We start from the raw sequence: 25,080 nt of genomic DNA, 5'->3' as shown, positions 1-25,080 counted from the left end.
GTAACGCTAAGTCGAAATAGTTAATTCTCCAACGCTCTCTGCGACGTTTCGAGGGTTTTTCCCGCTTTTGTCACAGGGGTGCACAGTGCTACGCAGGGCAGATGGCCCCCTTGATCCCGAACGCCACCGCGCGCCGCCATTTCCTGCACCGCCACGCCCTGGCCGAGGCTCCGACCGGCCCTGCCAGCGGTGACGCGCTGCATGCGCTGATCGACCGGATCGGCTTTGTTCAGGTGGACAGCATCAACACCGTTGCCCGGGCGCATGACATGATCCTGTGGTCGCGGCGGCAGTCCTATCGCCCGCCTGCGCTGAAGCGGCTCTTGGAACGCGACCGCAGCCTTTGGGAACACTGGACGCATGACGCCTCGATCCTGCCGGCCCGGCTGCACGGCGTCTGGCAGCACCGCTTTGCCCGCGATGCCGACCGCCTGCACCACAACTGGCGGCGCTGGTTCCGCGACGGGTACGAGGCGCAGTTCGACACGATCCTGAACCGCATCGCCCGCGACGGCCCCGTCGGCACCAGCGACGTGGGCGAGGGTGAGGTGCGCGGCAAGGGCGGCTGGTGGGATTGGCACCCGTCGAAAACCGCGCTGGAATGGCTGTGGCGGACCGGGCAGATCGCCGTGACCCGGCGCGAAGGCTTTCGCAAGATCTACGACCTGACCGAACGGGTGATCCCCGAAGCGCACCGCGCGCAGGTCCCGGCCGAACAGGTTACGGATTGGGCCTGCCACAGCGCGCTTGGTCACCTCGGCTTCGGCACCAGTGGCGAGATCGCGGCCTATTGGAACGCCATCGGCCCCGAGGCGGCCAAGCTTTGGTGCCAGACCGCGCTGGCGCAAGGCAGGATTGTTGAGGTTGAGGTGGAAGGCGCCACCGGCCAACGCCGCCGAACCTATGCCACCCCTGATGTGCTGACCGACGTCCCACCCGAACCGCCCGCACGCCTGCGCATCCTGTCGCCTTTCGACCCCGCGCTGCGTGACCGGGCGCGGGCGGAATTCCTTTTCGGCTTCCGCTACCGGATCGAAGTCTTCGTCCCGGAACCCAAACGGACGTTCGGCTACTATGTCTTTCCGGTGCTGGAAGGCGATCAGCTGATCGGCCGGATCGACGCCAAAGCCTTCCGCGATGCCAGCAGCCTGCGGGTGAAGGGCTTCTGGCCGGAACCAGGGGTGCGGCTGACCAAGGCCCGGGTCGCGCGGCTGGGGGCCGAGCTTGACCGCCTTGCCCGCTTTGCCGGCTGTGATCGGGTGGAGTTTCTGGACGGCTGGGTACGCGAACCGATGATCCAGCCCATCGGCTAGGGCAGCGGGACCCCGGTCCCGGGTGGACTGGCCCGCCCTGTCAGCAAGGCTCCACCCAGCTGTCGATCACGCCGACAGCTTCTTCCGCGGTTTCCACCATGGAAAACAGGTTCAGATCCTCAGGGCTGATCACCCCCGCGTCAGCCAGATGCTGCCAGTTGATCACCGTCTCCCACCACTTGCGGCCAAACAGCAGGAACGGAATCGCCTTCATCCGTTTCGTCTGGATCAGCGTCAGGCTTTCAAACATCTCGTCCAGCGTGCCAAAGCCGCCCGGAAAGACGCAGACCGCCTTGGCCCGCATCAGGAAATGCATCTTGCGGATCGCGAAGTAGTGGAAGTTGAAGCTCAGGTCCGGCGTGACATAGGCGTTCGGTGCCTGCTCATGCGGCAGGACGATGTTCAGGCCGATGGACTGGCCCCCAGCCTCGTCCGCGCCACGGTTCCCGGCTTCCATCACCCCCGGGCCGCCCCCGGTGACGATCACATTCTCGCGGCCATAGGTGGCAAGGCTGCGCTCCGTCATGATGCGGGCAAAGCGCCGCGCTTCGTCATAGTAATGCGACAGGTCGGCAAGGGTCTTGGTCCGGGCCGTCTCGCGGTGTTCCGGGGCAGGAATTCGTGCGCCGCCGAACATGACCACGGTGGATTCGATCCCGCGTTCGTCCATGATCAGCTGCGGCTTCAGCAGTTCCAGCTGCAACCGTACCGGCCGCAACTCCTCACGCGTCATGAAATCGCGGTCGGCGAAGGCAAGCCGATAGGCCGGGGCCCGGGTCTGCGGCGTATCCGGGATACGTTTCGTCGCCGCGATATCTTCGACACTGTCGCGGAACGGGTGGTTGCGGGGTTCGTCTTTCATCGGGCACTCGGATTGCGTGGGGCTTTTATCAGCCTTATAGGGTCAGGGCCGCCGTGACCAACCGAAAAGGGAACCTTCCATGTCCTACGCCGCCCTTGAAGCCGCCATCGAAGCCGCATGGGAGGCCCGGGACAGCATCACACCCGCGACCAAGGGCGAGGCGCGGGACGCCATCGAGGCCACTCTGACGGCGCTGGATTCCGGCAGCCTGCGCGTGGCGGAAAAGCGCGGGCAGGACTGGCATGTGAACCAGTGGGCCAAGAAGGCCGTGCTGCTGTCGTTCCGCCTGACCGACATGTACGAAATTTCCGGCAGCAACGGCGGGTCCAACTGGTGGGACAAGGTTCCGTCCAAGTGGCAGGGCTGGGGTGCGAACCAGTGGCGTGACGCGGGGTTCCGGGCGGTTCCCGGCAGCATCGTCCGCCGGTCGGCCTATATCGCCAAGGGCGTGGTCCTGATGCCGTCCTTCGTGAACATCGGGGCCTATGTCGGCGAAGGGTCGATGGTCGATGGCTGGGCCACCGTCGGGTCCTGCGCGCAGATCGGGAAGAACGTCCATCTGTCGGGCGGCGTCGGGATCGGCGGGGTGCTGGAACCCATGCAGGCCGGCCCCACCATCATCGAGGATGACTGCTTCATCGGCGCGCGCTCCGAGGTGGTGGAGGGCTGCATCATCCGCGAAGGATCGGTCCTCGGCATGGGCGTCTTCATCGGCAAATCCACCAAGATCGTCGACCGCGAAACCGGTGAAGTCATGTATGGCGAGGTTCCGGCAGGGTCGGTCGTCGTGGCCGGGTCCATGCCCTCCAAGGGCGGCATCAACCTGTATTGCGCGGTGATCGTGAAGAAGGTCGATGCCCAGACCCGGTCCAAGACCAGCATCAACGAACTGCTGCGGGATTAAGATGCGGATCCATCGCCCCCTGATCGCTGCACTTGCAACCATGGGCGCCGCCCCGCTTGCCGCCGGGCCGTTCGACGGGATTTACCGCCCGGACTACGCCTGGGCCGAAGGCTGGGATTGCCAAAGCGTGGGTCAGGACGGCGGTGCCTTGGCCGTGCAGGGGGACGTGTTCACCGGGGTGGAAAACCAGTGCAGCCTGACCAACCCCGTACCGGTCACAGGCATGGACGCCATCCTTTACGACGCGCAATGCGCTGGCGAGGGCGAGAGCTACAGCTACCGGATCATGCTGATGCGACTGCCGGAAGGGATCGCAGTCATTCAGGATGGGTCTGTCAGTGAACTGCGGACCTGTCGCTGACCGGCGATAGCTCGGTCACACCAGCAGCGCCGCTGCCTTCGCCGTGGCTTCGGGCCGGGCAATCGGGCCATAGCCATGCTCCGGATCGGTCGCCAGTTCCGGGAACAGCGTCAGAAGTTCTTCCAGCGTCTCGGCGTCATGGTCGCCCAGCGTGGCCGGGCCGGGGTGATAGCTTTCGCTCCACAAGCCTTCGGCCCGGATGATCTCGTGCCGGTCGAACAGCAGGTGGTGATAGGTCACCGCGACATCCGGCCCATCCTGCCGCAGACGGCCTGCGCGGACCAGATGCGCGGCCTTGACCAGCACCTCGCCCTCACCACAGTAAAGTTCGGCCCGCCATCCGGTCAGGTACAGCCGGTGCTGCGGCGACACGCCGAGCGAACCATGGTCCCCGAACGTCCCGGCCGGAATGCGCACCGCAGCCAGCGCCCCCGGTCGAGCCACGCGCCGCGCCCCGCGCCAACGGACCGGCTGAAACCCGCTGTCCAGCGTCAGCACCAGATCGCCGACCACCACATCTTCCACCGGAACCGGCCCGCGCGCCGTGTCGATCCGGGCCCCTTCGACAAAGCAGGGCACCACATCCCCGGTCACGAACCCCACATCGGTGATTCCGGCGGCGTTCATCACCTCATAGGAAAAGCTGGCATCGCCCAGCGTATCGGAATAGCCGCTGACCACGGTGATCGTGCCATTGGCGTTCACCATGATCACCAGCCCCGAGGGCAGGACGACCGTGCTGCCCGCCGTGACCGGCACGCCGTTGATCTTGGTGATCGTCAGCGTTCCGCTGCCCGAGTTGCTGTCATTGGCAAGAAGGTCGACCGTGGTCTGGCCCCCCAAGGCCACCGAGAACGTGTCATCGCCCGCCACAACCGACGTCTGGACCGAGTCGGCGGCGATCAGCAGGTTGCTGTCGTAGGCCGCGTCCCCGCCGTCCGCGATGCCGATCTTGATCGTGTTGACCCGGCCGGGTACCACCTCGGCCTTCAGCGTCAGGGTGACGGTAAAGCCGTCCATTTCGGTGTTGAATTGGTCGTTGGCATTGTCGACGTACAGGTCACCGTTCGACCCGGGATTGATGTTGTTGATCGAGATGTCGCCGTTGCCCACGGTCAGTTCGGCCTTGTGGCCGTTCACCCAGACGCCGACGGCATCGTTGAAACCCGACCCGACGTATTCCAGATACTCCTCGGACGAGAAGGTGATCTGCATCGTCAGAACCGAACCGTCGGGCACAAACTCTGCCCTGAAGATCGCGGCGTCAAAGGTCTGCGTGCCGGCGACGCTGTTCAGATCCGCGTCGCCATTCGCCCCCGAGGTATTGGTGGACCGTGAGGCCGTCTGGTTGGCCTGACCGGAAGCGTTGGTGAAATCGCTGGCCCTGCCGGTGGACAGGATGACCCCGGTATCCGACGGGGCAACGCCCGGCGCAATGTCCAATGCGTTGCTGTAGATGCCGCTGGACTGGGGGTCGCCTGAATAGGTGGCACTGACAATCTGGATGCTGTTGCCAAACATGGTCTCAGCCATCTGCATGGCATCGACACCCGTCGTCACCGGCAATTTCACTGCATCAACCATTCCACCCTCCAAGTGCCCGCCTTGGGCAACAACGCACCGAAGTTCCTTCGTTTCGGCTAATGCGTTGGGAAAAAATGCATGCAATTTACGGCATGGTTTAGGCACTTGGGTGGTCATTCTTGGGGGCTGGCGGGGCACCATTGACAAACTTGGCCGTCCCCGCCACTTCGAAGCAAAGGCATGGGGATCGGCATGGAAGACGGAACCAACGACGACGGAACGCCACCCGCGGCCGGATCGGGGCCCGATGCCGCGCGCCCGAAACGGCCACAGAAAGTCTACACTCTGGTCGTCGAAGTAGGCCGCAAGGCCGGTGACGGACTGCCCGAAAAGGCGACGGGCGCAGGGCTTGTGGTCTATGCCTCCGGCGTGGATGAGGCCGAGGCCGTTCGCGAAACCGTCGCCATTCTGAAAGAGGCCGACCTTGCCCCGCTGGAAGTGACCGGCCACGGCACGCTGGAAGACCGCCTGAAGGCGGGGGACGAGATCGACCCGGACGAGCAGGCGCTGATGATGCGGGCATTGGCTGAAAATTCGGTCATCGTGGCCGAGATGACCCCTTTCTTCGACTGACAGGTCGACAAGCGGCCACCCGTTGCAGTTGCGGCCCGCTGCCCAAGGCGATACGCAAAGGGGTAACAAGAACACGTCTGGAATGCTGCATGCCCCCCTACCCGCTTGACCCTGCCGACCTGACTGCGCAGTTGATCCGTTGCCCCTCGGTCACCCCGGCAGAAGGCGGGGCGATTGCCCTGCTGGAAACGCTGCTGACGGATGCCGGCTTCACCTGCACCCGGGTGGATCGCGGCGGGATCGCCAATCTTTATGCCCGCTGGGGGCAACGCGGCGCAAACCGCGCTTTCGGCTTCAACGGCCATACCGATGTGGTGCCCGTCGGCGATGCCGCCGCCTGGACGCATGACCCGTTCGGCGCCGACGTCGTGGACGGTGTTATGTACGGCCGCGGGGCCTGCGACATGAAATCCGGCGTCGCGGCCTTCGTGGCCGCCGCCGTGGATTTCGTGCAGGACACGCCACCCGACGGCGCCGTCATCATCACCATCACCGGCGATGAGGAAGGCGAAGGCAAGGATGGCACCATCGCGATCCTTGACTGGATGGCCTTCAACGGCGAGCGGATGACGCATTGCCTTGTCGGCGAACCCACCTGCCCGCAGGAGATGGGCGAGATGATGAAGATCGGCCGTCGCGGATCGATGACCGCCCACATCACCGCAACCGGCGTGCAAGGCCACAGCGCCTATCCCCACCGGGCCAAGAACCCGCTGACGGCAATGGTCAGGCTGCTCGCCCGGCTTGAGGCGGAACCGCTGGACCGGGGCACGCCGCATTTCGACCCGTCCACCCTTGCGATCACCACGATAGACTGCGGCAATCCGGCGAACAACGTGATCCCGGCACGGGCGACCGCGACGGTGAACATCCGCTTCAACGACACCCATTCCGGCGATACCCTGTCAGCCTGGCTGCGGCATGAAGCCGAGGTGGTGGCCGAGGCAACGGGGGTCGAGATCGGGCTGAAAATCTCGATCTCCGGCGAAAGCTTCCTGACCCCGCCGGGTGAACTTTCGGCGCTGGTGGCACAGGCCGTGCAGGCAGAGACCGGGCGCAAACCCGTCGCCTCCACCTCGGGCGGGACGTCGGATGCGCGGTTTGTCAAGGATCACTGCCCGGTGGTGGAATTCGGTCTGGTGGGCAAGACGATGCATCAGGTGGATGAACGGGTGGACATTGCGCATATCCACACTCTGAAAGCGATCTATGGCCGCATCCTGCGGGACTATTTCGCATGATCACGGTCACGCAGGACATCGCCACCTGCCAGCGCCTGCGCCGGACGGTGTTCATCGAAGAGCAGGGCGTGTCCGAGGCGGATGAGGTGGACGGGCTGGATGGTTCGGCCATCCATCTTCTGGCCTTCGAGGGGGACGTGCCGGTGGGCACCGCGCGGCTTTTGGTCAAGGGCGCCACGGGCAAGATCGGACGGGTCTGCGTCCTGCGTCAGGCACGGGGCACCGGGCTGGGCGCGGCGCTGATCCGGTCGGCGCTGGACCAGTTCCGCGCCATGCCGGGGATCAGCCGGGTCACGCTGGGCGCGCAAAGCCATGCGACCGGGTTCTACGCGGCGCTGGGGTTCCAGGTGATCGGCGATGAGTTCATCGACGCCGGCATCCCGCACCGCGAGATGGTGATGGACCTGTGACATCCTGCCTGCGGGCTACCGCGCGGGAAGCGCTGGCTTTTGTCACCGGCGGCGGCTATCGAATGAAAAAACCTTAACCTGTAGGGACTTCCGATGACATTGCCGGTCTATACCTCTCTGATCACCCTGCTGATCGCGCTGTATTATCTGTGGATCGCGATCAACGTCAGCATCGTGCGTGGCAAGGTCAAGATCTCGGCCCCCCGCCGTGACCGGCGACCCGCTTCTGGAACGCGCCCTGCGCGTCCAGATGAACGCGGTCGAAACGGCACCCGCACTGCTGATCGGCCTCTGGATGGCGGCGCTGTGGATGAGCGACCTTTGGGCTGCGGCCATCGGGCTGGTCTGGCTTGTGGCGCGCGTGGTCTACCTTTTGTCCTACATGGCCAATCCGGCGTCGCGCGGGCCAGCCTTCGGGGCGCAGTTCTTTGCCGTCCTCGGGTTGATCGGCATGGGCCTGGTCGGCGTCGTGATGGCGCTGCTCTAGGGCGCCGCCTCCCCCGGGGGATAGGCTTTGCAGCCGTGTCATGCTAGGCAGTCGGCATGAGCTCATTCCCTTCAAAAGACGCGATCCGACAGTGGATCACCGACAACCCCGGCCTCTCGGCCAAGCGCGACATTGCCAAGGCCTTCGGCATCAAGGGCGATGGCCGGATCGAGCTGAAGCGCCTGCTGCGCGAGCTTGAGGGCGAGGGCGTGGTGGAAAAGACCATGCGGCGGTTCCATGAGAAGGGGGTGCTCCCGCCGGTGGCCGTGTTGCAGGTGTTGCCGCCGGATTCTGGCGGCGACCTTTACGCCCGGCCGCTGGAGGAGGGGGTGGACGACACCCCTCGCATCCTCATCATCCCGAAGAAGGGCGATCCGGCCCTTGGCGGCGGCGACCGCATCCTTGCGCGGCTGGCGAAGGTGGATCTGGATGATTACGCCTATGAGGCGCGGCTGATCCGCAAGCTGGGGTCGAACCCGGCCAAGGTGCTGGGCGTCTTCCGGGTGAGTGCCGAAGGCGGGTGCATCCAGCCGATCGACAAGGGGTCGGACAAGGAATGGCGCGTGTCGTCGGACATGACACTGGGCGCCAAGGACGGCGAGCTGGTTGAAGGCGAGTTGGTCGGGACCCGCCGCATGGGCCTTCCCGCCGCGCGGGTGCTGGCCCGGCTGGGCGACCCCTCCGGTCCCCGCGCCGCAAGTCTGATTGCGATCCATCAGCACGGCATCCCCGACCAGTTCCCCGACGCCGTGATCCTTGAAGCCGACCGCGCCGAACCCGTGGGTCTAAAGGGCCGCGAGGACCTGCGCGATCTGCCCCTGCTCACCATCGACCCGGTCGATGCCCGCGACCGGGATGACGCCGTGCTGGCCGAAGCCGACCCGGACCCCGGCAACCCCGGCGGCTTCATCCTCTGGGTCGCCATCGCCGACGTGGCGCATTACGTCACGCCGGGCTCGGCCTTGGACCGTGAGGCGAGGAAGCGCGGGAATTCGACCTACTTCCCCGACCGTGTCGTGCCGATGCTGCCCGATATTCTGTCGGGCGATCTCTGCTCGCTGCACGAAGCCGTGGACCGCGCCTGTCTGGCCGTGCGGATGGTGATCGACGCGGGCGGCCACAAACGCAGCCACCGGTTCACACGGGGCCTGATGCGGTCTGCGGCCTCGCTGAATTATGAACAGGTGCAGGCGGCGATAGACGGCACCCCCGATGCCGCCACCGCGCCTCTGCTTGAACCCGTGCTGCGCCCGCTGTACGCCGCCTACGCCGCCCTGACCCGCGCACGCGAGGCGCGTCAACCGCTGGAGCTTGACCTGCCCGAGCGCAAGATCGTGCTGGATGACGATGGCCACGTCACCTCGGTCGCGTTCAAGGACCGGCTGGACGCCCACCGGCTGATCGAGGAATTCATGGTGCTGGCCAACGTCGCCGCCGCCGAGGAACTGATCCGCCTGAAGCGCCCCTTGCTGTTCCGGGTGCACGAAGAACCCTCACCCCTGAAGCTGGACGCTCTGCGTGAGGTGGCCGAAGGCGCCGGCATGACCCTTGCCAAGGGGCAGGTGCTGCAGACCAGCCACCTGAACCGGCTGCTCGCCCAGGCCGAGGGGACAGAGTTTGACGAGTTGATCAACCTGTCCACCCTGCGGTCGATGACGCAGGCCTATTACCACCCCGAGAATTTCGGGCATTTCGGCCTTGCGCTGCGTAACTACGCGCATTTCACCTCGCCCATCCGGCGGTATTCTGACCTGATCGTCCACCGCGCGCTGATTGCCGGGCATGGCTGGGGCTCAGACGGGCTATCGGCCTGGGACGTGGAGAACCTGGAGGAAACCGGCAAGCTGATCTCGGAAGCCGAACGGCGCAGCATGGCGGCCGAGCGGGATACGAATGACCGGTATCTGGCCGCCTACCTTGCCGACCGGGTCGGGGCAGAGTTCGCGGGGCGGGTCTCAGGGGTGCAGCGCTTTGGCCTGTTCATCCGGCTGGACGAGACCGGGGCCGACGGGCTGATCCCGATCCGCGCCCTTGGGCGTGAGTTCTTTCACTATGATGAAGGCAGCCAGACCCTGACGGGTTCTGAAACCGGGCTGACCCTTGGGCTGGGCCAAAAGGTCATGGTGCGGCTGGCCGAGGCCGTGCCAGTGACGGGCGGGCTGATCCTGGAGCTTCTGTCGGTCGAAGGCGCCACGATGAAACCGGCCGGGCGCAAATCGGGCAAGTACCAGCCCCGCAAACCGGCCCAGGCCGCGGCAAAGCGGCGGGTGGTGCGCCGGCGGAAATGACGGGACTGGAGGGTTTCACACCCTCCAGACCTCCCGTGGGATATTTGTCGAAGAGAAAGCGCAAGTTTTAGATAAATTGTTCCGGTTCATGAGGCGGGGTTGGGTGGCAGGATGAGGCGGATGTTGGTTGGGGTGATCCTTGCGGCTTTGCTGCAGGGGCCTGCGGCTGCACAAACGATCCTGCCCGATGCGGCGCAGGGAGAGGCGACGATGGGCACACAAGCGGGGCTTGACGCCTGGGTGCAGGACTTCCGCACCCGCGCCTTGGCGGCGGGGATGCCCGCGGCAACCTTTGATGCCGCCCTGCGCGGGGTGGAGTTCAACCCCAAGGTCGTGGAACGCGACCGCAACCAGAACGAATTCACCAAGACGATCTGGGATTACCTTGATACCGCCGTGTCCGAGGACCGGGTGGCCTTGGGTCTGAAGGCGCTGGCGCAGCACCGCGACCTCCTTGACCGGATTGCAGCGGAGTATGGGGTTGAGGCAGAGATCCTCGCCGCCGTCTGGGGGCTGGAAAGCGCCTATGGCACCTACCGCGGCGACCTGCCGGTGCTGGGGTCGCTGGCGACGCTGGCCTATGACGGGCGGCGCGGGGCGTTCTTCGAGGCGGAACTGATCGCCGCGCTGAAGATCGTGGACGGTGGCCATGTCGATACCTTCACCGGCTCATGGGCCGGGGCCAGCGGCCATACCCAGTTCATGCCCTCCTCCTGGGAACGTTTCGCCGTCGACTTCGACGGTGACGGCAAGCGCAACCTCTGGGGCGATGACCCCGGCGATGCCCTTGCCTCCACCGCCAACTACCTGCGGCACTGGGGCTGGACCACTGGCCAACCCTGGGGGCTGGAGGTCACGCTGCCAGAAGGCTTCGACTATGACCAGACGACCGAGCGTGTGGTCAAGCCCGTGCCGGACTGGCAGGCCATGGGCATCCGTACCGCTTCAGGCGGCGACCTGCCCGATCATGGCCCCGGCTCCATCCTCCTGCCGGGTGGCCACCGGGGTGCGGCCTTCCTGATCTTCCCGAACTTTCAGGTGATCGAGAAATACAACACCGCCGACGCCTATATCATCGGCATTGGCCACCTTGCCGACCGCCTGAAAGGCGGCCCCCCCATCGCCGCCACCTGGCCACGCGATCTGCGGGCGCTGACGCTGGACGAACGCCGCGAGTTGCAAGACCGCCTCGGTCAGGCCGGCTTTGACCCCGGTGGCGTCGATGGCCGGATGGGCCCCAAGACCATCGCCGCCGTCAAGGCCTTCCAGAAGGCGCGCGGCATGGTCCCCGACGGCTATCCCAGCCTCGAGATACTGACCCTCCTACGCTAAGCCCTTTCAGACTGGCGCAAATATCCCCGCCGGAGGCAACGCCCGAGCCGGTTGCGCGCTTGCGCGCGACAGGCGAGACAAAAGGTCTTCGCGCGGAACGCGCTCGATTCACGACCCGCCCAACCCCCGATGCCGCTGGTCGGGCGGGCGCGACCATGGCAATATGTTCTACCTTTGTTCCAAATGACCGAGTCGCGGCCTGCATGTCCTTCGTCGAACTCTCTGCCCTGACGAACTTCACCTTCCTCACCGGGGCCTCCCACCCCGAGGAGATGATGGAACGTGCCGCCGCAATGGGCATGCCCGCTCTGGCGGTGGCCGATGTGAACTCGGTCGCCGGGATCGTCCGGGCACATACCCGGGCGCGGGAGCTGGCGCGCGATGGCGGCCCGCGCGTCCGGCTGATCCCGGCGGCGCGGATCATCCTGACGGACGGCTTTCAAGTCACCTGCCTGCCCCGCGACCGGGCGGCCTGGGGGCGGCTGTGCCGCCTTTTGAGCAAGGGCCGCCTGCGCGCCTCCAAGGGCGACTGCCAGCTTGACCTTCAGGACCTCCTCGACTGGGGCGCGGGGCTGGAGATGCTGCTCCTCCCCCCCGACCAGCGCCTGACCCTGGCCGAGGCTCCCCCCGCCCCGATGGGCGACAAGGCGCGCTGGCAGGCCCATGCCCGCCGACTGGCCCGCCACTTTCCCGGTCAGGTCAGCCTCGCCATGGCCCCACGCTATGACGGGCAGGATTCCGATAGGTTCCGCCAGCTTGCCGCACTGGCCGGGGCGCTTGGCATTCCCACCGTCGCCACTGGCCTGCCCTTCCTGCACCATGGATCGCGCCGCCGCCTTGCCGACACCCTGACCGCCATCCGGTTGGGCGTGCCGGTGGACAAGCTTGGCCGCCGCGCGCTGCCCAACAACGAAGGCCGCCTCCGCTCCAGGGCCGAGATGTTGCGGATCTTCGCCGGGCATGAACCCGCCGTCGACCGCGCCGGGGACATCGCCACCCGCGCCGCCTTTTCGCTGGATGAACTCCGCTATGACTACCCGTCCGAAAACACCGATGGCGAAACCGCCCCACAGCGGCTGGCAAGGCTGGCCGAGGCGGGCCTGAACTGGCGCTATCCCGAAGGCCCGCCCGAAAAGGCCCGCACCCAGATGGCGCATGAGCTGACCCTCATCGCCAAGCTGCGCTATGAGCCCTACTTCCTCACCGTCCACGACATCGTGGCCTTCGCGCGCAGCCGTGGCATCCTGTGTCAGGGGCGGGGGTCCGCTGCCAATTCGGTCGTCTGCTACGCGCTTGGCGTGACCTCGGTTTCCCCCGAGATCGGCACGATGGTATTTGAACGCTTCATCTCGGAAGCCCGCAATGAACCGCCCGACATTGACGTCGACTTCGAACACGAACGTCGGGAAGAGGTGATCCAGCACATCTACGAAAAATACGGCCGCCACCGCGCGGGGCTGTGCGCGACCGTCATCCACTACCGCGGCAAACGCGCGGTGAGGGAGGTGGGGCGCGCGATGGGCCTGTCGCAAGACACCCTCGCCGCCATGTCCAGCCAGATCTGGGGCTGGGGCGGGCCAGGCGCGGTGACCGACACGCGGCTGGCCGAAATCGGGCTGGACCCGAAGGACCGCCGCCTCCGCCAGACCATGGCGCTGATCGACGAGATTCAGGGCTTCCCCCGCCACCTGTCGCAGCACGTCGGAGGCTTCATCATCACCGAAGGCCGGCTGGATGAACTGTGTCCCGTGGAAAACGCCACGATGGAGGACCGCACGATCATCCCCTGGGACAAGGATGACATCGACACGCTGAAGATCCTCAAGATCGACATTCTGGCGCTGGGGATGCTGTCCTGCATCCGCAAGGCCTTTGACCTGCTGGAAAGCCACCACAACCAGCGCTTCACCCTCGCCACCCTCCCGCCCGAGGATGCCGAGACCTACCGCATGCTCTGCCGCGCCGACAGCTTGGGCGTCTTTCAGGTGGAAAGCCGGGCGCAGATGAACTTCCTGCCCCGGATGCGCCCGCGCTGCTTTTACGATCTGGTGATTCAGGTCGCGATCATCCGGCCCGGCCCCATCCAAGGCGACATGGTCCACCCCTTCCTGCGGCGCAGGAATGGGCAAGAGCAGGTCAGCTTCCCCTCGGACGCGCTGGGAAAGGTGCTCGCCAAGACGCTTGGCGTGCCCCTGTTTCAGGAACAGGCCATGCAGATCGCCATCGTCGGCGCAGGCTTCACCCCCGAAGAGGCGGACCGGCTGCGCCGCTCGCTGGCCACGTTCAAGAAACACGGGTCGGTGAGCGAGTTTCAGGACCGTTTCATTTCCGGCATGCTGGCGCGCGGCTATGACCCCGACTTCGCCCAGCGCTGCTTTGCCCAGATCGAAGGCTTCGGCAGCTACGGCTTTCCCGAAAGCCACGCCGCCAGTTTCGCGCTTCTGGTCTACGCCTCGGCCTGGATCAAACGCCACCACCCCGGCATCTTCGCCTGCGCGCTGCTCAACAGCCAGCCGATGGGGTTCTACGCCCCGGCCCAGATCGTCCGCGACGCCCGCGAACATGGCGTGATCGTCCTGCCCCCCTGCATCCAGTCCAGCACCTGGGACAACCGCATGGAATGGGTGCGCCTGCCCGAGGCCGACCCGAAAGCCCCCCCCGAACTGGCCCTCCGCCTTGGCTTTCGCCAGATCAAGGGCATGGCCGAGGATGAGGCGCGCTGGATCGTCTGCGCCCGTGGCAACGGCTATCATACTGTGCAGGACGTCTGGCGCCGCGCCGGTGTGGCGCCGGACGTGCTGGCCCGCCTTGCCGAAGCCGACGCTTTCGCCGCGCTCGGGATCAGCCGCCGCGATGCGCTCTGGGCCGCCGAGGGCCTTGCCCCCGGCCCCGCCCTGCCCCTTTTCGCCACCGACATGGAAGGCGAGGTCATCGCCGAACCCACCGTCACCTTCCGCGAGATGACTCTGGGCGAGGCGGTGGTCGAAGACTACCTCGCCATGCGCCTCACGCTGCGCGCCCATCCGGTCGCACTGCTGCGCCCCACGCTGGACGCTGCCTGAAAGGGGTGCCGTCCTCGGGGCATCGAGCCCCTGCGGACGGCGCTGCCGGGCGACGATCCTGAACCCGCGCGCGCAAAGACCCTGTAGACGCCTCCGGCGGGAGTATTTGAAAAAGAGCAACTGGTCTCAGGAGTCGTCCTGCCAGATCGCACCGACCGCCGGGATGCGCGGGTCTTGCACCTGCTCTTTGCCAAATACTCCCGCCGGAGGCAGCCACAGACACCGCAGGCACTGCCAGCCGGCGCCACCCTGAACGCCTGCCCCAAGGGCCGCGAAGCCAAGCGGGCGCAAGCCTGCGCAGGCGGCCTGAAAGCCGTGCCGCGTCTCGCGGCTCTGCATCGTGACGGACGGCAAATCGCGCAATCACGATTGCGCCGCCGCCGGAACCACCGCTTGCGGTCGCGGCGGAACGGCCCCACAACCGGCATCGTCCCAAACCCAGGCAAAACCGCGACCCGATGAACCCCGCCTATCCCCCGATCCGCGATCTTGTCCTGCTTGGCGGTGGCCATGCCCATGCGCTGGTCCTGCGGATGTGGGCGATGGACCCGCTGCCCGGCACCCGCCTGACCGTCATCAACCCCGATCCCGTCGCCCCCTATACCGGCATGCTGCCCGGCCTCATCGCCGGGCATTACCGGCGGGACGAGCTGATGATCGACCTCGTCCGCCTGTCACGCTTTGCGAATGCCCGTCTGATCCTTGACCGCGCCACCGGCATCGACCGCGATGCGCGCCTTATCCACCTGACCGGTCGTGCGCCCCTGCCCTATGACCTTGCCGCGATCGACATCGGCATCACCTCGGACCTGCCCGGCCTGCCCGGCGCGATGGATCATGCCGTGGCGGCAAAGCCCCTCGGGGCCTATGCCGCGCGGTGGGAGGCATTCCTTGCCCGCCGCCTTGCCTATCCGCGGGTCTCGATCCTTGGGGCGGGCCTTGGCGGCGTGGAACTGGCGCTGGCCACCGCCCACCGCCTGCAAACCGAGGGCGCAAAGGCGCAGGTCACCCTGTTCGACCGGGGCGACAGCCCCCTGCCGGACCTCTCCGCGCGCGCGCGGCGCACCGTCCTCGGCGCGCTCTCGGCCCTTGGCGTCACCCTTCGCCTTGGGGCGAATGTCACCGCCGTCGGTCCGTCCAGCCTCACCCTGTCCACCGGCGAGGAGATCGGTTCTGACTTCACGCTGACCGTGACCGGCGCCCGTCCGCAGCCCTGGCTGGCCGACATCGGCCTTGACCACGTCAACGGGTTCCTCGCCACCGACGCCAGCTTGCGCACCTCGGACGCGCGCATCTTCGCCTCTGGCGACTGCGCCACACTGGCCCATGACCCCCGCCCGAAGGCCGGGGTCTTCGCCGTCCGCGCGGCACCCGTCCTGCTTCACAACCTCCGCGCCACGCTGTCAGGCCAACCGCTGCGCCCCTTCAAACCGCAATCCGACTACCTGAAACTCATCTCGCTCGGGACCAGATCCGCCACGGCCGAGAAATGGGGGCTTACCGTCACCGGCCCCCGCCTCTGGCGGCTCAAGGACCGGATCGACCGCGCCTTCATGGACCGCTTCGGTCCCTACCCCGCAATGCCGACCCCCCCGCTGCCCAGCCCGTCCACCCAAGGCCTGACGGCGTTTCTTGACCAGCGTCCGCTTTGTGGCGGATGCGGCGCAAAGCTTGGCCCCGGCGCCCTGTCGACCGCCCTTGCCACCCTTCCCCTGCCACAGCGGCCCGAGGTGCTCTCTGGCCACGGAGATGATGCCGCGATCCTTGCCACGCCCACTGGCGTGCAGGTTCTGACGACCGATCACCTCCGCGCCTTCAGCCATGACCCGCGCCTGATGGCCCGCCTTGCCGCCCTGCATGCGCTGGGTGACATCTGGGCCATGGGTGCCACGCCACAGGTGGCGCTTGCACAGGTGACCCTGCCGCGCCTTGGCCCTGACCTGCAGACCCGGATGCTTGCCGAGGTGATGGAGGAAGCCGCCGCCACCTTCCGCGCCGCCGGGGCCGATATCGTCGGCGGTCACTCCACCGAAGGGGCCGAACTGACCATCGGCTTCACCGTCACCGGGACGGCAGCCCGCGCCATCCCCAAGCACGGCGCACAGCCGGGCGACGCGCTGATCCTGACGAAACCCCTCGGCTCCGGCACCATCCTAGCGGCAGAGATGGCCATGGCGCAGCCGGACCGCCTGATGCTGGGTGAGGTCTGGGCCGCCTGCATCGCCCAGATGTCACGCGCCCAAGCCACCGCCGCCGCCACCCTTGCCCCTCATGCCCATGCGATGACGGATGTCACCGGCTTCGGCCTCGCCGGTCACCTGCTGGAGATGCTGGACGGCTCAAGTTGCGCGGCAACGGTCCGGCTTTCGGACATTCCCCTGATGCCCGGCGCTTTGGAACTGGCGTCGATGGGCCAGGCCTCCTCACTGCAGCCCGCGAACCTTGCGGCCGTCAGTTGGCGGATGACCGCCCCAGACGACCCCCGCGCGCTCCTTCTCACCGATCCGCAAACCTGCGGCGGGCTTCTGGCGGCTGTGCCACGGGCGCTGGCGGCTGATCTGCTTGATCAGCTGCAAAGCCAAGGCCATGACGCCGCGATCATCGGTGAGGTTGCTGCAGGACAGCCACATCTGACCGTCGTGCCCTGACACCGGGGCAAAGCCGATTTCCTCAAGGAAATCGGGCCGGAATTTTTGAAAATTCCGGCCTACCCCGCCAGCCTCTGCACCGCCTCTGCCACCCGCGCCGCCAGCTCTGGCAGCGCTGCGGGTGACAGGTCCCCGGCCTCCACCTCAACCAGCGGATTGCCCATCCGCGCCCGGTGCTTGCCATAGCGCGGGTCGTAGTGCCGCTCCATCAGCCCGTCGGCCAGCGCCACGAACTCCCCCGCCCCGGCCAAGGCCTGCCAGCCGTCGATCACCTCGCCCGGCTGCATCGGCCGCAGCAAATCCACCGTCGCCGCCAGCCGCCCGGCATCCGCCGTCAGGTCACCATAGGCCCGCGCCAGATACTCTGCCCGCACCCCACGGGGTGCCGCAATCGCCACCCTTGGGCCTGCGACCATCGCCTTCCAGATCTCCGGTGGCAACCGCCGCTCGCCGATCTTCGAACTTTCCGCTTCCACCACCACCGGCCGCGCCGGGTCCAGCCCCGCCAGCGCCTGCGCCAAGGACCCCTCGAACGCCTTCTGCGACGGCTGCTCGCCCACGGAGCCGAACAAAGACCCCCGGTGCCGCGCCAGCCCCTCAAGGTCGATCACCTGCACCCCAAACCCCGGCAACAGGTTCAATACCTCGGTCTTCGCAGACCCCGTGTTCCCGTCCAGCACCACGACCGGCGACCGGACCGGCGTGTTATACACCGCCTCCACCACCAGCGACCGCCACGCCTTGTAGCCGCCCGCCAGCGTTTCCACCCGCCAGCCGATCTGCGAAAGGATCGTCGCGAAGGACCCCGACCTTTGCCCCCCGCGCCAGCAATAGACCAGCGGCCGCCAGCCCCCAGGCTTGTCGGCCAAAGGGCCCTCCAGATGCGCCGCCGCGTTGCGCGCCACCAGCGCCGCGCCCAGCTTGCGCGCGGTGAAGGGCGACACCTGCTTGTAGATCGTCCCGACCCGCGCCCGCTCCTCATCGCTCAGCACGGGAAGCGAGATCGCGCCCGGCAGATGATCCTCGGCATACTCCGCCGGGGCGCGCACATCGATGATGTCATCGAAGTCCTGCGCGGCAAGATCGGCCAATGAGGTGAGGGTAATCGCCATCACGAACCTATTACCGGACCCGGCGGAAAGGTGCCAGCCCATCGCTTCCGTCAGAAATCCCCCCTCGCCAGACTCCGCGCCAAAGCGCATCATCACGCGCATGCGCAGCATCGCCCTGATCCTCACCCTCCTCACCGCCCCCGCCTTCGCCGGGGTCGAGCCGTCGCGCCTGACCGAAGCCGCCCGTGATCAGGTCGGCGTCACCGTCACCTATGACCCCGCCTACACCGCCCTCGCCTTCCCCGGCGGCGATCTGCCGCGCGACCGGGGCGTCTGCACCGATGTGGTGATCCGCGCCCTGCGCGATGCCTGGGACATCGACCTGCAACTGGCCATCAACCGCGACATGCAGGCGAATTTCTCTGCCTACCCGGCCCTTTGGGGCCTGACGCGCACTGACCGCAACATCGACCACCGCCGCGTGCCGAACCTGCAAACGCTGCTGACCCGCATCGGCGCAGACCTGCCCCTGACCGATGCCCCCACGCCCTACCTGCCTGGCGATATCGTCACCTGGACGCTGCCCGGCAACCTTGCCCATATCGGTATCGTCTCCGACCGCCGCACGGCCGAGGGCAATCCCCTTATCCTCCACAACATCGGCGCCGGCGCGCAGGAGGAGGATATCCTCTTCACCTACCCCATGACCGGCCACTACCGCCTGTCGGTCGAGGCGGTGGACAAACTGAAGTCCCTCGCCCAGTAGGCCGGGCTTCAGACCGGCGCTGCTCCAACATCCGTCGTAGGTCGGGGACCGACCCGACTCTCCCACACACTGCTATACGGGTCCCCCTGTCCCCGCCCGGGGCACCTCCCCTAGATCCCCGCCTCCAACCGCCCGATCAGGGCCCCCAGCATCGCCTCGCATCGCTCCAGCTGCTCCACCGTGACGAACTCATCCGGCTTGTGCCCCTGTGCCATCGACCCCGGCCCGCAGATCACCGTGGGGATGCCGAGGCGCTGATCGAACAGCCCGCCTTCCGTCCCGAAGGCAACCTTGATCGTCCCGTTCGCCCCCGTCAGACCTTTCACAAAGTTGACCACCCCCGCGTCCGAGGGGGTGCCAAGGCCGGGGTAGTCCCACAACCGCTCCACCCGGATCGCCGCCTCGGGAAACTCAGCCCGCAGGGGGGCCACGATCCCCTCCGCCGCGGCCTCCAGCCGGGTGATCAGCCCTGCCACATCCTCGCCCGCAAGGGACCGGATCTCGAAGTCCAGCGTGGCATGGTTCGGCACGATGTTGACCTGCACCCCGCCCGACATCTTGCCCACATGCAGCGTGGTGTAAGGCACGTCATAGTCGCCATCCCGCAGCCCCGTCGCGGCGACCTCGGCCTGCAAGCCCCGCACCTCCGCCAGGAAATCCCCCGCCAGATGCAGCGCGTTCAAGGCCAGGGGTGCCAGCGCCGAATGCCCCTCACGCCCCACGCAGGTTGCGCGGAGTGCCACCTTCCCCTTGTGCCCTGTCGCCACCTGCATCCCCGTGGGTTCCCCCACGATACAGAACCGCGGCCGCACCGGGGCCGCCTCCAGCATGTCGATCAGGCTGCGCACCCCCATGCAGCCGATCTCCTCGTCATAGGACAGCGCCAGATGCAGCGGCACCCGCAAGGGCCGGCGTGAGGCTTGCAGCATCGCCGCCACCGCACAGGCGACAAAGCCCTTCATGTCCGCCGCCCCACGCCCGTAGATGCGGCCGTCAGCTTGGGTCAGCGCGAAGGGCGGCTTGGTCCAGGCCTGCCCCTCGACCGGGACCACATCCGTATGGCCCGACAGCATGACACCCCCCATCCCCGCAGGGCCGGTGGTGGCGTAAAGGTTCGCCTTCCCCCCGCCCGCATCCGGCACCAGCACGACGGGAATGTCTGCTTCCTCCAGCAGCCCCTTCACATAGCCCATCAGCGCGATGTTGGGCTTTGAACTGACCGTGTCGAACGCCAGCAGCCGTTCCAGGATCTCGTGCATGGTCACCTCCGTTTCCTTCGTGCTACCGGGAAATCGCGGGCGCGGAAAGGTTTCCTCACTTGTCCCCACAGGCTGGCTTTGCCACAGTCCGCCCCAGCCTTGGAAAACCGCCGATGACCCGCCGCACCAGCCTTTTGTCTGCCCTGATCCTTGCTCTGGGTCTGGCCCCCGCCAGCGCAGAGGAGCCGAACCTGTCGGCCAACCCGTCCGGTTCCCATGGCACGGCCCAGCGTCTGATCCTGGCTCAGCGCACTTGGGACCAAGCCCTTTCCACGGGCGACGTTCTGCCCATGCTGGTCGCCATCCGCCTTGCCCGCAGCGTCACCCTGCGCCCTGCCGGCGGGTGGGAGCGGACAACCATTGGCGATCCCGTCCCCGACGCCCCGACGGGCCGCACCGCCGCCCCCGATCCGGCAAGTGCCGCAGCGCTTGCCATCGCCCGGAACCTTGTGGGCGACGATCCCGATCTGCAGGATCTGGCCTATGACCTTGATGCCCAGCTGCCGCGAGGCCGCCTGGAAACCGCGACCGAGGCAAGGGCCGACCTTGGCCCCGGCCAGACCGACACCTGGCGCCTTGCCCTGTTCGGCGAGGTGGCGGCCGAACTTGCCCTGATCGGCGATGGCGATGGCCCCCTGTCCCTGACCCTGACTGATGAGGCGGGCAACATCCTTTGCGCCTCGCCGCTGTCGCGTGACCCCGCGCTTTGCCGCCTGACCCCGGCCCGCAACGGGTTTTTCACGGCCAGCATCCACAATCCCGGCGCTACGGTGAACAGCTATCGCCTTATCGGCAACTGATGCAGATGACCGAATTTGTCATGCCATGCGCCCTTCTCAAACGGAAAGGGTCCTGCCAAGATCGCGGCACTCCGGCCCAGACCGGGTCGGCCAACCCACAGGATCAGACATGACGCTGAAATCCATTTCCCTTGCGCTGGCAACCACTTCTCTGGTCGCGCTGGCCTTTCCCGCAATTGCCCAGGATACATCGGGCACCAACATCGACCCCGCCGCCACCGCGACAGCCGCTGGCGGCGCCACGACGATGGGCCTTGCCCAGGATCTTTATGCGCTTGGCGTCGAGCAGGGCGACGCGCTGACCGTGCTGGCAGCCGCCAAGCTGGCCGCGTCGGTCGATGTCACCAGTGCTGAAGCCGCAGCGCTGGACCCGGCGAAGATCGTCTTCGAAGAGGGCGATCAGGAAAGCCTGCGCAAGAAGGCGGCCCCCGCCGCCGCCCCCGCCGCCCCGGCCCCGATGATGAACGAGGGTGAGCCGCGCGCTGCGTCCAAGGCCACTTTCTTCAACGCCACCTCGGAAGACGAAGGCGCCGCCGAAGGCCCTGTCACGGCGGATGCGATGTTTGCCAAGGCCAAGGAGCTTGCCGCCGATGACGAGGTGCTTCTTGGCCTGATCGACGATGCGATGGCCGAAGGGTCGCGCGGCCGGATCGGCGGTGCCGTCAGCTGGCTGTCGCGCTTGCCCGCAGGCCAGACCGATGTGTGGGAGATTCCATTCTACGGCAATTCCTACGCTGAAATCGCGGTCGTGGGCGATGGCGATACTGACCTTGACGTGGCGATCACCGATGAGAACGGGAATGTCTTTTGCTACGATGTCAGCTGGTCGGACTCGCTTTATTGCGATTTCACCCCGGCGTGGAACGGCTATTTCTACGTGACGGTCCAGAACATGGGCCGGGTCAGGAACAGCTATTACCTGATGACCAACTGACCCCAACCCGCCGGATATCAAGGGGCCCGCAGCAACCGGCTGCGGGCCCTTTTGCTTGACAGGGCAGAACCTTGCCCCGCCGCAGTCGGCTTGCCATCACGGGTTTTCGGCGATCACCTGGTTCAGCCAGGGCACGAACTTCGAAATGTCGGTATAGGCGGAAAACAGCGCCGTCTCTTCGCACCCCCGGCCCGAGCTTGCGCTAAGCCCCCAGCTGACGATCCCGGCCTGGATATAGCTGCCATCGTCCAGCGGCACGACCAGCGGGCCGCCACTGTCGCCGTTGCAGCTGGTCTTGCCGCCCTCGAACGTGCCCGAACAGATCATGTTCTCACTGACCGGCATCGGGGCCCGCGCGATCAGTTCGTCCCAAAGCGCATAGGCATCCGCTTCGGCCAGGTTCAGCGTCTGCACCGCATAGCTGAAGCCGCCCGCCGCATCTTCGGCCCGCGCCTCCAGCATGGCGGCGTTGCACAGGTTCCGGTCCAGCACCTGAATCTGCGCCTGCCGCAGTTCGGGCGCGGGCATGGCCCCTTCCTGCAAGCCCCAGCCAGTGACAATGGTGGTCACGCCTTGCTGGTTCAGCATGCTGCCGAAGTCTGCATCCGGCACTTCGATGGTCTGGTAGGGCGCTTGCGGTGCCCGTGACAGCTTGAGCAGGGCAATGTCGAAATCAAATTGCGTGCCGGCGTAGGACGGATGCCGGAACACCGCCTCGACCGGGATCAGGTCACCCTTGCCGGGGGTCAGTTCGTTCGTGCCGACGAGGATGGAGATTTCCTGCGGCCAAAGATCGGCATAGCTGCCGTCCTGCTGGCGCATATGCACGCAATGCGCCGCTGTCAGCACCCATTGGTCCATGACCAGCGACCCGCCGCAGAACTGGCTGTCGACCCCGACCGGAGCACCCCCGACCAGAAGCGCAACCTGCCAGGGCCAGGCCCCTTCGGCGGCAACCTCGCCGCCGATGACCTTGGCCCCCGCCGCTTCGGCTGTGTCCGCCCGGGCGGCCTTGGCCCCGGTCTTCGCGTATTCAAAGGGCGATGCGGTTTGCGCCGCGTCCGGGGGGGCGAAGCCGGGCTGGTCCTCGGCATGGGCCGCCGGGGCGCACAGGGCAGCCAGCAGGACGGTGGCGGACAAACGGGGAAGTGTCATCTCAATACTCCATGGCAATGGCGGGATCATCCATCCCGGGGGGTCAGTCGCACCTGTTGGCGGATCATCGTCAGCGGGGCGGGTTTCAGAGTAAATCCGCGTGTGGCGGTGCTGTCGCCTGTCAGGCGGGACTCCAACCACTCCGTCATCGGGTCTGTACCGCCAAGCGCGCGGTTTGCGGCAGGGGTGGCAAGGCGGGTCAGGTCCACCCGTGGCGCGTCGGGGTCCACCGGCACGGCGAGGACCCAGATCTCTTCCAGCCCCGCCACGCTGCCGTCTTCAATCATCAGGCCCACGCGCACCGTTTCCCCCGGGGCCAGCCGGTTGGCAAGGTTCTGCACCGGCCAGATCGGCGTCACGGTGAAATCGGCGGCGAAGTACAGGACACTGACATCCTGCGCCTTGCCGCCCGTATTCGTCAGCGTCACCCAAAGCTGATCGCAAGGCGCAACGCCTGCGGCCGGGTCGTAGGGCACCGCTTCGGTCAGCGCTCCGCAGGCGGCATCCGCCGCACGGCGTTCCACCGCCATGCTGATCGCCTGCCTGCCCACCAGCGCCCGCCCGGTGGCCCCCGACAAGACCGCACGCAGGCCAAGCCCATGTGCAGCCTGCTCCAGCATCTGCGCCACCGCTTCGGCCTCGGTCATGCCGGGCAGCGCCACGATCCGGGGCGACGATCCCGGACCTGCGGGGTCGAGCACCCCATCCGCCCCGGCCAGCGCCACAGTCCCCTCGGTCAGGATCGGCACCAGATCGGCAACCGGGCCGGCGGGCGGCAAGACCGCCTGCCAACGGGAGTAGTCAAAGCCGTCGTTCACATCCGCCCGCACCGGTGCGGCCAGCACCAGCGGCGCGGGCGGCGGCGCGCTGACCAGTTCGGCCCAAACCGCGCCGTCCGGCACGTCGCCCGCCAGCACGGCCTGCCGCGCCGTCACTTCCCCCAAGGGCAGGACGGCCAGCGCCTCGCCGCCCGACGGGCTGGCAAAAAGCGCTACCTCAGCCCCCGTAGCCAGCCCGTGCAGCAGACCCGCCGCAAGCCGCCCGTCCGCAACGGCCATCCGGGCCGCACCTGCGCCGGTGCCAAACACCTGCGCCTCAAGCAGCGTGCCTTCGCCTTCCGGCATCTGCCGGGCCGGGCCCTGCGCCATGCCTTCGGTGGTGGCCGCCAGCACCTGCGCCCAGCTGGCCGCAGGCGCATCCCGCAGGGTCTGGGCCAGCCGCAAGGTAAACTCGCCATGCCATGTCGCGCCATCCGCCAGCGGATATTCAAACGACCGCTGGTCGGATTGCGAGGAGTAAAGGAACACGAACTCCCCCGTCAGCGGCGGCAGGGGCGCACCCGTCACTGGCACCACGTCGTCGGGAATCCCCAGCGCCGCTTCGTCCACCACCCGCGCCACGCCCTGCCCGCCAACCGCGCGGAACCCGGTGGCCGAATGGCAGGCGTCGATCAGGCCCACAACCTGCACGCCGCGCGACAGCATCCCTTGCGCCCAAGCCTGCAATTCATCGTCCAGAATGGCATTCTCCACCGCGCCGATCGCCCCCTTCCACCCTGCGGCGTCGGCGGGCAGCAGGATCTCGTCATACCCCCCGCCCTCGTCCCCCGACATGTCCGGGGCCTGCGCGCCATGGCCGGAATAGTAGAACACCACCGTATCCCCGGCGACCGAGGCCGCAGCGACCACCTCCATCGCCGCAAGGATGGTGTCCCGCAGCGGGGCGGCTGTCGAAACGCCGTCGGGCAGGCCTGCGGGTTCAGCGGTCAGCACGGTCATCGCTGCGGGATCGACACCGCGCAAGGCCAGCGTTTCCGCCATCAGCCGCACGTCGTTGGCAGGGCCTTTCAGGTCTGCGTCCAGCACGAGGTAATCGCTGACCCCCACCAGAACGGCGCGCACCTCGGCCACGGCGGCAGTGCCGGCCAAACTTGCCGCAAAGATCAAAGGATATGCAAATGTCGTGCGCATGATGCGGCCACGATATCGTGGGCCCTGCCCGGAACAAGCGGGTTGCTGCGGATGACGTGATTTGTCATCCGGAGCCAAG

The 25,080-nt window shown here is 66.9% G+C and carries 21 protein-coding genes; 14 read left to right on the top strand and 7 right to left on the bottom strand.

Annotated elements, in window-relative coordinates:
• Positions 1 to 101 precede the first annotated feature (101 nt).
• Positions 102 to 1,313 (top strand): winged helix-turn-helix domain-containing protein, encoded by a 1,212-nt coding sequence (locus tag EI545_RS13610; protein ID WP_125325975.1) that lies wholly within the window; start codon positions 102 to 104, stop codon positions 1,311 to 1,313.
• A gap of 40 nt (positions 1,314 to 1,353) precedes the next feature.
• On the opposite strand, the gene EI545_RS13605 is transcribed toward EI545_RS13610, so the two are convergent.
• Entirely contained in the window at positions 1,354 to 2,175 is an 822-nt protein-coding gene (locus EI545_RS13605) for an LOG family protein (RefSeq protein WP_125325974.1), read from the bottom strand.
• Positions 2,176 to 2,254: 79 nt separating this feature from the next.
• Between EI545_RS13605 and dapD the strand changes: the two genes are divergently transcribed.
• Both dapD and EI545_RS13595 read left to right on the top strand, forming a co-directional pair.
• Positions 2,255 to 3,079, top strand: coding sequence for a 2,3,4,5-tetrahydropyridine-2,6-dicarboxylate N-succinyltransferase (dapD, locus tag EI545_RS13600; protein WP_125325973.1), 825 nt, complete (start codon positions 2,255 to 2,257; stop codon positions 3,077 to 3,079).
• 1 nt (position 3,080) lies between these two features.
• Complete coding sequence (locus tag EI545_RS13595) at positions 3,081 to 3,440, top strand: hypothetical protein (RefSeq protein ID WP_164517300.1); 360 nt, start codon at positions 3,081 to 3,083, stop codon at positions 3,438 to 3,440.
• Between the two features lie 15 nt (positions 3,441 to 3,455).
• Here the strand turns inward: EI545_RS13595 and EI545_RS13590 are convergent, their stop codons facing one another.
• Positions 3,456 to 5,024, bottom strand: coding sequence for a choice-of-anchor L domain-containing protein (locus tag EI545_RS13590; protein WP_125325971.1), 1,569 nt, complete (start codon positions 5,022 to 5,024; stop codon positions 3,456 to 3,458).
• A gap of 192 nt (positions 5,025 to 5,216) precedes the next feature.
• On the opposite strand from EI545_RS13590, the gene EI545_RS13585 reads away from it, so the two are divergent.
• The 7 genes from EI545_RS13585 to EI545_RS13555 all read left to right on the top strand — a co-directional run bounded on the left by EI545_RS13585 (position 5,217) and on the right by EI545_RS13555 (position 14,417).
• On the top strand, positions 5,217 to 5,597 hold the full coding sequence (locus tag EI545_RS13585; RefSeq protein ID WP_245990032.1) for a hypothetical protein: 381 nt from the start codon (positions 5,217 to 5,219) through the stop codon (positions 5,595 to 5,597).
• An 89-nt stretch (positions 5,598 to 5,686) separates the two neighbouring features.
• Entirely contained in the window at positions 5,687 to 6,838 is a 1,152-nt protein-coding gene (gene dapE / locus EI545_RS13580) for a succinyl-diaminopimelate desuccinylase (RefSeq protein WP_125325970.1), read from the top strand.
• Complete coding sequence (locus EI545_RS13575; RefSeq protein ID WP_125325969.1) at positions 6,835 to 7,248, top strand: GNAT family N-acetyltransferase; 414 nt, start codon at positions 6,835 to 6,837, stop codon at positions 7,246 to 7,248. Before dapE ends, EI545_RS13575 begins: the two co-directional genes overlap by 4 nt.
• A 208-nt stretch (positions 7,249 to 7,456) precedes the next feature.
• Positions 7,457 to 7,735: an MAPEG family protein gene (locus EI545_RS13570; RefSeq protein ID WP_164517299.1), complete on the top strand. Its 279-nt coding sequence runs from the start codon at positions 7,457 to 7,459 to the stop codon at positions 7,733 to 7,735.
• Between the two features lie 56 nt (positions 7,736 to 7,791).
• On the top strand, positions 7,792 to 10,023 hold the full coding sequence (gene rnr / locus EI545_RS13565; RefSeq protein WP_125325967.1) for a ribonuclease R: 2,232 nt from the start codon (positions 7,792 to 7,794) through the stop codon (positions 10,021 to 10,023).
• A gap of 120 nt (positions 10,024 to 10,143) precedes the next feature.
• Positions 10,144 to 11,355 (top strand): lytic murein transglycosylase, encoded by a 1,212-nt coding sequence (locus EI545_RS13560; protein ID WP_245990030.1) that lies wholly within the window; start codon positions 10,144 to 10,146, stop codon positions 11,353 to 11,355.
• Positions 11,356 to 11,558: 203 nt separating this feature from the next.
• On the top strand, positions 11,559 to 14,417 hold the full coding sequence (locus EI545_RS13555) for an error-prone DNA polymerase (RefSeq protein WP_125325965.1): 2,859 nt from the start codon (positions 11,559 to 11,561) through the stop codon (positions 14,415 to 14,417).
• 126 nt (positions 14,418 to 14,543) lie between these two features.
• Here EI545_RS13555 and EI545_RS13550 read toward each other — a convergent pair whose 3' ends face one another.
• Positions 14,544 to 14,756, bottom strand: coding sequence for a hypothetical protein (locus tag EI545_RS13550; protein ID WP_125325964.1), 213 nt, complete (start codon positions 14,754 to 14,756; stop codon positions 14,544 to 14,546).
• A gap of 119 nt (positions 14,757 to 14,875) precedes the next feature.
• On the opposite strand from EI545_RS13550, the gene selD reads away from it, so the two are divergent.
• The gene (gene selD, locus EI545_RS13545) at positions 14,876 to 17,065 is read left to right on the top strand and encodes a selenide, water dikinase SelD (protein ID WP_125325963.1); all 2,190 of its coding nucleotides are present in this window, start codon (positions 14,876 to 14,878) and stop codon (positions 17,063 to 17,065) included.
• Positions 17,066 to 17,124: 59 nt separating this feature from the next.
• On the opposite strand, the gene mnmH is transcribed toward selD, so the two are convergent.
• On the bottom strand, positions 17,125 to 18,177 hold the full coding sequence (mnmH, locus tag EI545_RS13540) for a tRNA 2-selenouridine(34) synthase MnmH (protein WP_125327501.1): 1,053 nt from the start codon (positions 18,175 to 18,177) through the stop codon (positions 17,125 to 17,127).
• A gap of 100 nt (positions 18,178 to 18,277) precedes the next feature.
• On the opposite strand from mnmH, the gene EI545_RS13535 reads away from it, so the two are divergent.
• Positions 18,278 to 18,883, top strand: coding sequence for a DUF1287 domain-containing protein (locus EI545_RS13535; protein ID WP_125325962.1), 606 nt, complete (start codon positions 18,278 to 18,280; stop codon positions 18,881 to 18,883).
• Positions 18,884 to 18,993: 110 nt separating this feature from the next.
• Here EI545_RS13535 and argE read toward each other — a convergent pair whose 3' ends face one another.
• Entirely contained in the window at positions 18,994 to 20,142 is a 1,149-nt protein-coding gene (gene argE, locus EI545_RS13530) for an acetylornithine deacetylase (RefSeq protein WP_245990027.1), read from the bottom strand.
• Between the two features lie 113 nt (positions 20,143 to 20,255).
• Here argE and EI545_RS13525 point away from each other — a divergent pair, with 113 nt between their 5' ends.
• Entirely contained in the window at positions 20,256 to 20,942 is a 687-nt protein-coding gene (locus EI545_RS13525; protein WP_125325960.1) for a hypothetical protein, read from the top strand.
• Positions 20,943 to 21,051: 109 nt separating this feature from the next.
• Positions 21,052 to 21,876, top strand: a complete 825-nt coding sequence (locus EI545_RS13520) for a hypothetical protein (protein WP_125325959.1) — start codon at positions 21,052 to 21,054, stop codon at positions 21,874 to 21,876.
• Positions 21,877 to 21,972: 96 nt separating this feature from the next.
• Here EI545_RS13520 and EI545_RS13515 read toward each other — a convergent pair whose 3' ends face one another.
• A complete protein-coding gene (locus tag EI545_RS13515; RefSeq protein WP_164517298.1) occupies positions 21,973 to 23,031 on the bottom strand; it encodes a serine protease in 1,059 nt (352 codons plus the stop codon).
• Between the two features lie 26 nt (positions 23,032 to 23,057).
• On the bottom strand, positions 23,058 to 25,001 hold the full coding sequence (locus EI545_RS13510) for a caspase family protein (protein ID WP_125325957.1): 1,944 nt from the start codon (positions 24,999 to 25,001) through the stop codon (positions 23,058 to 23,060).
• Positions 25,002 to 25,080 lie beyond the last annotated feature (79 nt).

Origin of the sequence: Tabrizicola piscis (genome assembly GCF_003940805.1) — a bacterium.
Classification (GTDB): Bacteria; Pseudomonadota; Alphaproteobacteria; order Rhodobacterales; family Rhodobacteraceae; genus Tabrizicola; species Tabrizicola piscis.
Note: the sequence above shows the minus strand (reverse complement) of the source record. Positions and strands in the feature narration are given on the sequence as shown.